10 protein-coding genes are annotated in these 11,641 nt (G+C 63.2%); 3 read left to right on the top strand and 7 right to left on the bottom strand.

Going from position 1 to position 11,641, the window contains the following annotated elements:
* Nucleotides 1-27 precede the first annotated feature (27 nt).
* Nucleotides 28-624: a L,D-transpeptidase family protein gene (locus tag AC0L2B_RS04600; protein ID WP_473744388.1), complete on the bottom strand. Its 597-nt coding sequence runs from the start codon at nt 622-624 to the stop codon at nt 28-30.
* Between the two features lie 84 nt (nt 625-708).
* On the opposite strand from AC0L2B_RS04600, the gene AC0L2B_RS04595 reads away from it, so the two are divergent.
* Nucleotides 709-1,392: a response regulator transcription factor gene (locus AC0L2B_RS04595; protein ID WP_027155919.1), complete on the top strand. Its 684-nt coding sequence runs from the start codon at nt 709-711 to the stop codon at nt 1,390-1,392.
* A gap of 232 nt (nt 1,393-1,624) precedes the next feature.
* Nucleotides 1,625-2,080: a cyclic nucleotide-binding domain-containing protein gene (locus AC0L2B_RS04590; protein WP_473744387.1), complete on the top strand. Its 456-nt coding sequence runs from the start codon at nt 1,625-1,627 to the stop codon at nt 2,078-2,080.
* A gap of 201 nt (nt 2,081-2,281) precedes the next feature.
* Here AC0L2B_RS04590 and AC0L2B_RS04585 read toward each other — a convergent pair whose 3' ends face one another.
* The 6 genes from AC0L2B_RS04585 to tesB all read right to left on the bottom strand — a co-directional run bounded on the left by AC0L2B_RS04585 (nt 2,282) and on the right by tesB (nt 10,209).
* A complete protein-coding gene (locus tag AC0L2B_RS04585; RefSeq protein ID WP_027155918.1) occupies nt 2,282-3,088 on the bottom strand; it encodes an exodeoxyribonuclease III in 807 nt (268 codons plus the stop codon).
* A gap of 369 nt (nt 3,089-3,457) precedes the next feature.
* The gene (locus AC0L2B_RS04580; protein WP_027155917.1) at nt 3,458-4,141 is read right to left on the bottom strand and encodes an outer-membrane lipoprotein carrier protein LolA; all 684 of its coding nucleotides are present in this window, start codon (nt 4,139-4,141) and stop codon (nt 3,458-3,460) included.
* A gap of 165 nt (nt 4,142-4,306) precedes the next feature.
* Nucleotides 4,307-6,946 (bottom strand): FtsK/SpoIIIE family DNA translocase, encoded by a 2,640-nt coding sequence (locus AC0L2B_RS04575; RefSeq protein WP_473744386.1) that lies wholly within the window; start codon nt 6,944-6,946, stop codon nt 4,307-4,309.
* Nucleotides 6,947-7,316: 370 nt separating this feature from the next.
* Nucleotides 7,317-8,744, bottom strand: a complete 1,428-nt coding sequence (locus AC0L2B_RS04570; protein WP_091592240.1) for an ammonium transporter — start codon at nt 8,742-8,744, stop codon at nt 7,317-7,319.
* A gap of 31 nt (nt 8,745-8,775) precedes the next feature.
* The gene (locus AC0L2B_RS04565) at nt 8,776-9,114 is read right to left on the bottom strand and encodes a P-II family nitrogen regulator (protein ID WP_023800571.1); all 339 of its coding nucleotides are present in this window, start codon (nt 9,112-9,114) and stop codon (nt 8,776-8,778) included.
* Between the two features lie 219 nt (nt 9,115-9,333).
* A complete protein-coding gene (tesB, locus tag AC0L2B_RS04560) occupies nt 9,334-10,209 on the bottom strand; it encodes an acyl-CoA thioesterase II (protein ID WP_027155914.1) in 876 nt (291 codons plus the stop codon).
* Nucleotides 10,210-10,367: 158 nt separating this feature from the next.
* Between tesB and AC0L2B_RS04555 the strand changes: the two genes are divergently transcribed.
* Nucleotides 10,368-11,627, top strand: a complete 1,260-nt coding sequence (locus AC0L2B_RS04555) for a ubiquinone biosynthesis hydroxylase (protein WP_473744385.1) — start codon at nt 10,368-10,370, stop codon at nt 11,625-11,627.
* The last annotated feature ends 14 nt before the right edge of the window (nt 11,628-11,641 follow it).

Here is an 11,641-nt window from a genome sequence, read left to right as displayed (position 1 = left end):
ATTCCCCTACTGCCCTATTCCCCTCCCCTACCTCACCACCCTCATCACCGTGCGGTCCGACAGCAGCGGCAACAGCCGGGCCATCGTGCGTGCAGTCACCGCGACGCAGCCTTGCGTCGGTGTGAAGTCGGGGCGCGCCAAATGAAAGAAGATGGCGCTGCCGCGTCCGCGGCGACGCGGCGCAATGTTCCAGTCGAGCACCAGGCAGGCGTCATAAAGGCGGTCGGCGCGCAGCATCCGCTCGTGGCTGGCGCCATAGGGAATCTTGACCGGACGGTTGTAGTTGCGGTCCTCAGGCACTTCGCACCAGCCAAGATCGCGACCGATCGGCGCCATCGCCAGCCGGGTTTTGCGGCCGACGGGAAAATGATCGTTACGGAAATATCCCGACAGTATCCGCATCGACCCAAGCGGCGTGGCGCCATCGCCTTCGCGCTTGCCGGCCGATATGCCGCCGCGCCCCAGCGCACAGGAAAACACCAGTTTGCCAGCCTGCAGAAGTCCCTGGCTGGGGTGGCCGGGCCTGGCGCGCACGGTGAGAACACGAAGCCCTTTTCGCAAAAATGCGCTCGCCTCATTGCACGCGCGTTTTTTCTTGTATGATCGTGCCACGGAACAAATCATTGTGATCGGCTGTTGTGCCGGTCAGCTTCCGCATAAACAGGCAGCGGTCAACTGAATTTTCTTTTCAAAACAACGGATTGATCAATGACTTCACGCACCATTCTGATCGTCGATGACGATGACGACCTGCGCGGCACGCTCGTCGAGCAATTGTCTCTCTACGAAGAATTCGACGTCCTGCAGGAATCAACCGCCGCCAAAGGCATCGCCACGGCCCGCGGCGGCATCATCGATCTGCTCATCATGGATGTCGGCCTCCCCGACATGGATGGCCGAGAGGCGGTGAAGATACTGCGCAAGGGCGGCTACAAGTCGCCTATCATCATGCTGACGGGACACGACACCGATTCCGACACGATTCTCGGCCTCGAAGCCGGCGCCAACGACTATGTGGTCAAGCCGTTCCGCTTCGCGGTTCTCCTGGCCCGCATCCGTGCCCAGCTTCGCCAGCATGAGCAGAGCGAAGACGCCACCTTTTCGGTCGGCCCCTACACGTTCAAGCCTAGCCAGAAGCTTCTGATCGACCAGCGCGGCGCCAAGGTGCGGCTGACCGAAAAGGAAGCCTCGATCATCAAGTATCTCTATCGCGCCGACCAGAAGGTGGTGACGCGCGACGTGCTGCTCGAGGAAGTGTGGGGCTACAATTCCGGCGTCACCACGCACACGCTGGAAACCCATGTCTATCGGCTGCGCCAGAAGATCGAGCGCGATCCTTCCAACGCAGAAATTCTTGTGACAGAAAGTGGTGGCTACAAGCTGGTTCCTTAAATATTTAATCATTCAATCAGCGGTTAGGGGAGGCGCCGCTTTCGGGTACGATCCTGAGACTGGAGGTGGTTCTGGATCGAGCTCGCTGACGCAACGGCCCAAAAACCGGATTCGTTTTTTGGAAAGCCCGGTGCGTCGATTTCAAAGCGTTTAGAGCGTCCTTTGCCGCGTCCAAAGGAACGCTCGGCGCTCCAATGGAGGGATTGGACTGGCCGTTCGGGGACACAGCTAGATGGCGTTGGATGACGACATCCGCATCCTGTCCGCCGTGAGGCTCTTCGAGAGCTTCACGGAGGAACAGCTGCGTCTGCTCGCCTTTGGCGCGGAAACCACCAGGCTGCAGGCCGACCACAAGCTCTACCGCGAGGACGACGAGGCCGATTGCGCCTATATCGTGGTCAGCGGGCGCATCGTGCTGTATCGCGAGCAGGATGGCACCCGCGTCCCGATAGGCACGGCCGGCCCCGGTACGATGCTGAGCGAACTGGCGCTGATCGCCGACACCAACCGGCTGACCAGCGCATCCGCCGAGGTCGATTCGGAAGTGCTGCGGCTCAGCCGCAAGATGTTCCACCGCATCCTGGAGGAATATCCCGATATCGCGGTCCACCTGCACCAGCGCATCTCCGAGGATTTTCTGGCAATGATCCGCCGCATCGAGAAGCTGGCGCCGCGTTTCGACGACTGAACGGGGATAGGATGTGAGACGGCGAAGCTGCCAATCTCCCCCCTTGTGGGGGAGATGTCCGGCAGGACAGAGGGGGGCGCTGTCCCGCCGACATCGCGAGATTCTGCGCTGTCGCGGCGCTCAAAAGGAACGGCATGGATCCTCGGGTCTGCGCGGTTCGCTTCGCTCCCGCTCCGCCCGAGGATGACGAAGCCGTGGAGGCTAATCCAGGTCGAACCGCGCTATGACCGGCACATGGTCCGACGGCCGTTGCCAGCCGCGCGCCGGCCGCAGGATCTCGTAGCCGGCAAAGCTCGGCACCAGGTTCGGCGACGACCAGACATGGTCGAGCCGCCGGCCGCGATCCGACGCTTGCCAATCCTGCGCGCGATAGCTCCACCAGGTGTAGAGCTTCTGCTCGTAAGGCACGTTGAGCCGCATCAGGTCGACCCAGTCGCCGGCGAGCCGCATCGCCTCGAAATTTTCCGTCTCGACCGGCGTATGGCTGACCACTTTCAGGAGCTGCTTGTGCGACCAGACATCGTGCTCGAGCGGCGCGATGTTGAGGTCACCGACCAGGATCGAGCCGGACACTTCGTCGTGCTCGGCGCGGATGGCGTTCATTTCGGCGACGAAATCCAGCTTGTGCTTGAACTTGCGGTTGATAACGGGGTCGGGCTCGTCGCCGCCGGCCGGAACATAGAAATTGTGCAGCAGGATCGCCTTGCCGCCGGCCCGCACGGTGACCGACAGATGCCGGCAGTCCTCGATCTCGCAGAAGCGGCGCTTTTCGACAATCGCGATCGGCCGGCGCGCCACCGTCGCCACGCCGTGATAGCCCTTTTGGCCGTGGAAGGCGATGTGCTGATAGCCGAGCTTGCGAAACGCCTTCTCGGGAAACAGTTCGTCCGGAACTTTGGTTTCCTGCAGGCAGAGCACGTCCGGTGCCTGTTCGACAAGCAGGCGTTCGACGAGCGGCATGCGCAGGCGGACGGAATTGATGTTCCAGGTCGCGATCGAAAAGGGCATGTTTGGGATTCCGGGACAGCGCAAGGTCCGCCAGATGGCTCCGACGGGAACGAGGTCTTTCAAAGTCAATCCCGGAAACTACTGCCAGCCGCCCACCGCAAAAACAAGCCGGCCGCGGTTGGCCGGGCCTGTTGATGTCATGGTCGACCTCGGCGCCGCCCCTCATCGCCCTGCCGGGCACTTCTCCCCGTATAGTGACGGGGAGAAGGGGCTGACCTCACCCTTGGCGCTCGTTTTGCTACGCTGACAATTGGTTGGCGAAATCATTGATGAAGGATCCCCTCTCCCCGTCCCTATACGGGGAGAGGATGCCGGCAGGCAGGTGAGGGGCAGCACCAACGCCTGGAACCTTCCGACAGCGTTGGCAACCTACCGCGACTTGGTGTTCAGTTCGCGGTTGGCCGTATAGTCGATGGCAAAAGTGTCGGGGGCGAAGCTTACGCCTTCCCTGACGTTGAAGATCATCACCGTCGTGTCCTTGCCTTGCGCGTCGGTAATCGTCCATTGGCGCAATTCGTAGGTTTTCGGATCGAACATCATGGTGATCTTCGAACTGCCGAACACCGATTTGTCGGCGAGTTGGATGGTGGTGACGTCGTTCTCTTCCTTGACGCTTTTGACGCGGCCGCCGGAGAGGTCGATCCTGGTGTCGAGCAGCAGCTTGAGCGGCGTTTTCGACAGTGGGTAGAGATCGGACGTTTTCAGCCGCTTGTTGAGGATGACCACCGACTTGCCGTCGGAAATCACCCGGAAATTCGACGTCCCATCATAGTTGAAGCGTATCTTGCCCGGCCGTTCCAGAAAGAACTTGCCGCCGGTCTGCTCGCCCTTGGGTCCGAACTGCACGAATTCGCCGGCCATCGATTTGACCGAGGAAAAATGGTCGGCGATCTTCTGCGCGGTGGCTGGCACCGCCGCTTGCGCCGACGCCAGCAACTGGACCCCGGGCACGACATTGATGGCCGCGGCGCCGGCCAGGACCAGCCCGAGGCCAAGCAGTTGGCGGCGGGTCGGGGCAAAATCGCTGATCGTGGCGAAAGAAGAGTTTTTCATGCCGGTTACTCTCGTCTGGTTCATCTGTTGTCGCAGTGTTTGGCCCCCCAGTTGGGCTTAAGTTTGGCGGCCGAACAGCGCTTGGTCGTTGCAAACGCGCCAGAAGGTTCAAAGTTGCTGCCGTCAGGTTGCAGCCGCGAAAATCCTGTCGGCTTGGCGGGCGGATCAGAACTTGTCGTCCTCCGTCGGCACCAGAATTTCGCGTTTTCCGGCATGGTTGGCCGGGCCGACAATGCCTTCCTTCTCCATCTTCTCGATGATCGAGGCGGCGCGGTTGTAGCCGATGCCGAGCCGGCGCTGGATGTAGCTGGTCGAGGCTTTGCCGTCACGCAGCACCACCGCAACCGCCTGGTCGTAGGGATCGTCGGAATCCTCGAAATTGCCGCCGCCACCGCCCGAGCCACCCTTGCCCGACGGCTCATCGTCGTCCTCGTCGTCATCCTCGGTAATGGCATCGAGATATTCCGGCACGCCCTGCAGCTTCAGATGCGCGACAATCTTCTCGACCTCGTCATCGGAAACGAAAGGACCGTGCACGCGCTGGATGCGGCCGCCGCCGGCCATGTAGAGCATGTCGCCCATGCCGAGCAGCTGTTCGGCGCCCTGTTCGCCCAGAATGGTGCGGCTGTCGATCTTCGACGTCACCTGGAAGGAGATGCGGGTCGGGAAGTTGGCCTTGATCGTGCCAGTGATGACGTCGACCGACGGCCGCTGCGTCGCCATGATGACGTGGATGCCGGCAGCGCGCGCCATCTGCGCCAGGCGCTGCACCGCGCCTTCGATGTCCTTGCCGGCGACCATCATCAAATCGGCCATCTCGTCGATGATGACGACGATGTAGGGCATTGGCTCGAGATCGAGGTTTTCCGTCTCATAGACCGCTTCGCCGGTCTGCCGGTCGAAGCCGGTCTGCACGGTGCGCGAGATTTTTTCGCCCTTCTTCTCGGCCTGCTGCACCCGCGCGTTGAAACCGTCGATGTTGCGGACGCCGACCTTCGACATTTTGCGGTAGCGGTCCTCCATTTCGCGCACGGTCCATTTCAGCGCCACCACCGCCTTCTTCGGATCGGTGACGACCGGCGTCAAAAGATGCGGGATGCCGTCATAGACCGAGAGCTCCAGCATTTTCGGGTCGATCATGATCAGCCGGCAGTCCTGCGGCGTCAGTCGATAGAGCAGTGACAGGATCATGGTGTTGATGGCGACCGACTTGCCCGAGCCGGTGGTGCCGGCGACCAGCACGTGCGGCATCTTGGCGATGTCGACGATGACCGCCTCGCCGTTGATGGTCTTGCCGAGCGCCAGCGCCAACTTGGCCTTGGTGGTCTCGAAATCGCGGCTGGCCATGATTTCCCTGAGATAGACGGTCTCGCGCTTGGCGTTCGGCAGTTCGATGCCGATGGCGTTGCGGCCGGGCACCACGGCGACGCGGCAGGCGATCGCGCTCATCGAGCGGGCGATGTCGTCAGACAGGCCGATGACCCGCGACGATTTGATGCCGGGCGCCGGTTCCAACTCGTAAAGCGTGACGACCGGGCCGGGGCGGACATGGATGATCTCGCCCTTGACGCCGAAATCCTCCAGCACGCCCTCGAGCAGGCGGGCATTCTGCTCGAGCGCGTCCTTGGACAGGCTGGCGTCGCGCACGACGTTCTTCGGCTCGGACAGGAAATGCAGCGACGGCATTTCGAATTGTTCGGAGCCGATCAGCGAGGACTGCGCTTCGCGCTGGACACGCGCGCCGGGAACCGGCCGCGGCGCCGGCGCCGCGACGCGGGTGGCCGCATCGGAGCGGAACGGCTGCACCCTCGCATTGGGAGGAGTGCTGCGCGCGGCCTCCGGCGCAAAATCCATGTCATCGTCATCGTCTAAAGCATCGGCGTCGTCGAGCGAGGCGCTGCGGTCGTTGACCATGGCGGCGAAGAATTCCGGCTCGACGCGGGCGCGGCCATCGGCACTCATCCGCGACTCGGCGAATTCGGCCGATTCGACCCGTTCGGCAGCGCGCCGCCAGGCGCTGGCGCGCTCCATCTCCGGTTCGAAATCGTCGCGCTCGCGGCGGCGCGCGGCGCGGCGGCGGAGATAGGCTCGCAACGACAGCCACCAATGCGTGATCGCGCCTAGCGCCAGAATGCCCTCGTCGCCCTCATCCTCGTCATTGTCGAAAAGCAGGTCGTCCTGGTCCCTCGGATCGGCTGCGGCCGGTTGCTCCAGGACGGCGAAACCGTTCTTGCGTGCAATCAGCGCCGAGCCGTAGGCAAACAGCCACAGTGCCGGCGCGGCCAGAAGCACGGCGAGCACGCTGGCGATGAGACCGGTCGGATAGCCGCCGACGACGAGCCCGGGAATCTTGAGCACCATGTCGCCGAACACGCCGCCGAGACCGGTCGGCAGCGGCCAGGTCTTGGGCGGCACCACGCAGCCAGCCATGGCCGCGGCAAGCACCGCGTAGCCGAACCAGGCGAGCCCGCGCTTCGGCAGCCTGTCGACGCCGCGTGCCGAAAACAGCAGAAATCCCCAGACCACCGCCGGCACCAGCGCCGCGACCGCAGCAAGGCCGAAGAACTGCATGGCCAGGTCGGAGAAGACAGCGCCCACATAGCCCATGGCGTTGGTGACGATGTTGTCGGTGGCGTGGGAGAAGCTTGGGTCAGCGACGTTCCAGGTGGCGAGGCTGGCGACGCCGAAGGCGACCAGCGCAAACAGGCCGGCGCCGAGCAGCCGGCCGACCTGACGCCGCGCGAACGCCTGGATGCCGTGCCCCGTATCGGCCAGCGCAAGCGGTGCTGAAGCCCCTGAACGCATTCGTCGTTCCCCGTCTGTCATGGACTGGCCGGACGCATGACGCACTCCGGCAGATTCGGATGCCAGACTATCGGCGGGAAGGTTAAGGCCGCATTAACCATGGGTGCGTGCCGGCGCTCCCCGAGTGGAAACCGGCCACACAAATGGCGGGCACGCTGGCCCGGCCGATGTTTCATCGCCAAGATCGATCAGGCGCCCGATCAAGCGATTGTGACCGAGCCTGGACTGCCACTGGCGCGGCATCGCACCAAAAAAGAGGCCCGGAACCGGTCCGGGCCTCAATGCGTGAGCCCTTTCGGGAGCGTCACGACGGGAGGAGAGGTCCGGGGCGGCCGAGGCCGACCCAGACAAGACCCACAGATTACCAGGCTTACGGGTGATAGGCCGCTTCGCCATGCGCGGTGAGGTCGAGCCCTTCGCGCTCTGCATCGGCTGTCGGGCGCAAGCCTACGATCATATCGACGATCTTGTAGAGGATGGCGCTGCCGATGCCCGACCACAGGACGGTTACCAAGACACCCTTGAACTGCGACCACAACTGGGTCGCCGTGCCGGCATAGCCGGCGGCGAAGTCGGCCGTCGAATAATCGACGATGCCGGCGCCGCCGAGGGCGGGATTGACCAGGATGCCGGTGCCGAGCGCGCCGATGATGCCGCCGACGCAGTGGATGCCGAAGACATCGAGGCTGTCGTCGTAGCCGAACTTGTTCTTCACGACCGAGACGAAGAAGTAGCAGACGCAGCTGGCGACGATGCCGAGCACGATGACGCCCATCGGTCCGCCAAAGCCGGCAGCGGGCGTGACGGCGACAAGGCCGGTAACGGCGCCCGAAACCGCGCCAAGCATGGAGGCTTTGCCGCGCAGCAGCGTTTCGAGCACGATCCAGGTCACTGCCGCCGCGGCTGTGGCGACGAAGGTGTTGACCATGGCCAGCACCGCATAGGCGTTGGCTTCGAGGTTCGAACCGGCATTGAAGCCGAACCAGCCGACCCACAGCAGCGAAGCGCCGACCATGGTCAGTGTCATCGAATGCGGCGCCATGACGTCCTTGTTGTAGCCGATGCGCTTGCCGATCATCAGCGCGCCGACAAGGCCGGCGATGCCCGCATTGATGTGAACGACGGTGCCGCCGGCGAAGTCGATGGCGCCGAAGCTGAAGATGAGCCCCGACGGGTCGCTGTAAGCGCTCGGGCCGCCCCAGAACCAGACCATATGCGCGATCGGGAAGTAGACGAATGTGACCCACAGGATGGTAAAAAGGATCACGGCCGAAAACTTGACGCGTTCGGCGAAGGCGCCGACGATCAGGGCAGGCGTGATGCAGGCGAAGCTCATCTGGAAGATGACGAACACCAGTTCAGGAATGGCGACGCCCTTGGTAAAAGTTTCCGACACCGTCGTCACGTCGACGCCGGCGAGAAACATCTTGGAAAGGCCGCCGACGAAGGCGTTGCCGGGGGTGAAGGCAAGGCTGTAGCCGTAGAAAACCCAGACGATCATGACCACGCTGGTGATGGTGAAGACCTGCATCAGCACCGACAGCATATTCTTGGCGCGAACCAGGCCGCCGTAGAAAAGGGCAAGGCCGGGAATGGTCATCAGCAGCACCAGGATGGTGGAGATCATCATCCACGTCGTGTCGCCCTTGTCGACGGTAAAGGCCGGCGCTGCTGGCGCGGCCGGTGCGGCCGGCGCCGCTTCCTGCGCGAATGCGGCGACCGTGCCCAGCGCTGCGATAGCGAGTGAGCCTAGCAGCGCGGTGCGCGCCACCGACTTCAAAGTAGAAGGAATATTCATTGAACTCTCCATTGGAATACGTTTCCGCAGCTCAAAGCGCGTCGGTGTCTGTTTCGCCGGTGCGAATGCGCACCGCCTGGTCGATGCCGAAAACGAAGATCTTGCCGTCGCCGATCTGACCGGTCTTGGCCGCCGCAGTGATGGCTTCGACGGCCTTGTCGACCATGTCCAGGCCGACCGCGACTTCGATCTTGATCTTCGGCAGGAAGCTGACCGCGTATTCCGCCCCGCGATAGATTTCCGTGTGTCCCTTCTGACGCCCATAGCCTTTGACTTCGGTGACGGTCAGGCCCTGGATGCCGACTGCGGTGAGCGCTTCGCGCACCTCGTCGAGCTTGAACGGCTTGATGATTGCCATCACTATTTTCATAAGGTTTCACCCTTTACTGTTGCGGGTCCCCGCGTTTGCACGACTTCGCCGATCCCCATGAGAGCCGGAGAGTGCCCGCTAGGATTCAAGCTCCGTGCCAGTTGCCGAAGCAGGGTGTTAAGCTGCTGTTAAATAACGACTTGGGGAAGGTTTGTCGGCTGACTGTTCATAGTCGCGGCAGCACAGCTGATTAAAAAGTAGGCAATTTTGCAAAATTGCCTATTCCGCGGGCGGCCGCTTCAGCCTGATGAGGCCTTCCTGGGCAACCGAGGCGATCAACGTGCCGTCGCGGGCAAACAGCGACCCGCGCGTGAACCCCCGCGACCCCTGCGTCGACGGGCTGTCCTGCGTGTAGAGCATCCAGTCGTCGAGTGGATGGCTGCGATGGAACCACATGGCGTGATCGAGGCTCGCCGCCTGGATGTCGCTATCGAAGATGGCGCGGCCATGCGCAAAGGTCGAGGTATCGAGCAGCGTCATGTCGGAAAGATAGGCAAGCACGGCCGCCTGCGCGGCGCGATCGCCCGGAACCGGGCCGGTCGTGCGGATCCAGATGTTCTGTTTCGGCTCCAGCTTCTCCCGGCTGGTGTAATGCTCCAGCATCACCGGCTTCATCTCGATCGGCCGGTCACGCTCCCAGTAGCGCCTGATGCCGTCGGGCACGGCCGCGCCGAACTTGCCGATCAATTCGCGCTGCGACAGCAATGTGTCGGGCGCCGGCACGTCCAGCGGCATCGGGACCTGGTGCTCGAGACCGACCTCGTCCTGCTGGAACGAGGCTTCCAGCGAAAAGATCGCCTGGCCGTGCTGGACAGCCACGACACGGCGCGTGGTGAAGGAGCCGCCGTCGCGGATGCGGTCGACCTGGTAGATGATCGGCACCTTGGTGTCGCCCGGCCGCATGAAATAGCCGTGCAGCGAATGCACGTGGCGTTCGGGCTCGACCGTTCGCTGGGCGGCGACCAGCGCCTGGGCGATGGTCTGGCCGCCGAAGACACGCTGCCAGTCGAGTTTGGGGCTGCGACCACGGTACAGGTTGTGTTCCAGCTGCTCGAGGTCGAGAATGCCGAGAAGCTCGTCCATGGCCGCCGTCATGTTTCGCGCCCTCGTGTCGTTTTGATTCCGAAGTTCGCCTTAATTTCGATATTTCACTCGAAGCGAGCTTCAGAAGCCGCAAAAGTGTTATGGCGGTTTCCGACAGGAATGACGGGCAGTCAAGGCCGGAAAGAAATTTGGCCGGAAAGGAATTTGCCATGCTCGACAAGGCGGATGCAAAAAACCGAACCGCGCTCGACATTCTGGTCGCCGGCGCCGGCTATGTCGGCCTTGCCGCCGCCGTATCGCTGAAACAGGCACGACCGAGCCTGGCCGTCGCTGTCGTCGACGCCGCGCCCGCCGGCACCTGGCAAAAGGACGGCCGCGCCTCGGCGATCGCCGCTGCCGCTTGCCGCATGCTCGACCAGCTCGGCGTCTGGGCCGAGATCGCCCCCGAGGCGCAGGCGATCACCGAGATGATCGTCACCGATTCGCGCACCTCCGATCCGCTGCGCCCGGTGTTTCTCACGTTCGATGGCGAGGTCGCGCCCGGCGAAGCGTTTGCCCATATGGTGGCCAACCGGGATTTGAATGGCGCCTTGCGCCGGCGCGCTGAAACACTCGGCATCGACATCATCGAAGGCGTCGCCGTCAGTGCCTTCGACGTCAACGGCGCCGGCATCACCGTCCATCTTGCCGACGGCGCGACGCTGAAGGCGCGGCTGCTGATCGCCGCCGACGGCGTCAACTCGAAGCTGCGCGACATGGCCGGCATCAAGACGGTGAAATGGGACTACGGCCAGTCCGGCATCGTCTGCACCGTCGCGCATGAACGGCCGCATAATGGCCGCGCCGAAGAGCATTTTCTGCCAGCCGGCCCGTTCGCCACGCTGCCGCTCAAGTCGGACAAGGACGGCACCCACCGCTCGTCGATCGTCTGGGTCGAGCGGTCGGAAGATGCCGAAAAACTGGTCGACGGCGACGACCTCGTCTTCGAGCACGAGTTGGAACAGCGGTTTGGCCTGAAGCTCGGCGAAATTCGCGTCGCCGACAGGCCGCGCGCCTGGCCGCTCGGCCTGACCATCGCCCGCGATTTCGTCGCGCCGCGCATTGCGCTCGCCGGCGACGCCGCCCACGGCATCCACCCGATCGCCGGCCAGGGCCTCAATCTCGGTTTCAAGGATGTCGCGGCATTGGCCGAAGTGGTGGTCGAGGCCGACCGGCTCGGCCAGGATGTCGGTGCGCTCGACGTGCTCGAACGCTACCAGCAGTGGCGGCGCTTCGACACGTTGCAGATGGGCATCACCACCGATGTCCTGAACCGTCTGTTTTCCAACGACATCGGCCCGTTGCGCGCCGTCCGCGACATCGGCCTCGGTCTCGTCGAACGCATGCCGCGGCTGAAGGATTTCTTCATCCGCCAGGCGTCCGGTCTGTCCGGCGACACGCCGAAACTGCTCAAGGGCGAGGCGATCTGAACCCGACTGACGGG

The organism is Mesorhizobium sp. WSM4815 (assembly GCF_055811575.1).
The sequence above is the reverse complement of the archived record's forward strand: the minus strand, read 5'-3'. Positions and strand labels throughout refer to the sequence as shown.

Bases quoted from the DNA above. Each gene is read 5' to 3' on its own strand.
- AC0L2B_RS04590 (WP_473744387.1), top strand. From the start codon at position 1,625: ATGGCGTTGGATGACGACATCCGCATCCTGTCCGCCGTGAGGCTCTTC.
- AC0L2B_RS04570 (WP_091592240.1), bottom strand. From the start codon at position 8,744: ATGAATATTCCTTCTACTTTGAAGTCGGTGGCGCGCACCGCGCTGCTA.
- AC0L2B_RS04595 (WP_027155919.1), top strand. From the start codon at position 709: ATGACTTCACGCACCATTCTGATCGTCGATGACGATGACGACCTGCGC.
- AC0L2B_RS04565 (WP_023800571.1), bottom strand. From the start codon at position 9,114: ATGAAAATAGTGATGGCAATCATCAAGCCGTTCAAGCTCGACGAGGTG.
- AC0L2B_RS04585 (WP_027155918.1), bottom strand. From the start codon at position 3,088: ATGCCCTTTTCGATCGCGACCTGGAACATCAATTCCGTCCGCCTGCGC.
- AC0L2B_RS04555 (WP_473744385.1), top strand. From the start codon at position 10,368: ATGCTCGACAAGGCGGATGCAAAAAACCGAACCGCGCTCGACATTCTG.
- AC0L2B_RS04600 (WP_473744388.1), bottom strand. From the start codon at position 624: ATGATTTGTTCCGTGGCACGATCATACAAGAAAAAACGCGCGTGCAAT.
- AC0L2B_RS04575 (WP_473744386.1), bottom strand. From the start codon at position 6,946: ATGCGTTCAGGGGCTTCAGCACCGCTTGCGCTGGCCGATACGGGGCAC.
- AC0L2B_RS04580 (WP_027155917.1), bottom strand. From the start codon at position 4,141: ATGAAAAACTCTTCTTTCGCCACGATCAGCGATTTTGCCCCGACCCGC.
- tesB (WP_027155914.1), bottom strand. From the start codon at position 10,209: ATGACGGCGGCCATGGACGAGCTTCTCGGCATTCTCGACCTCGAGCAG.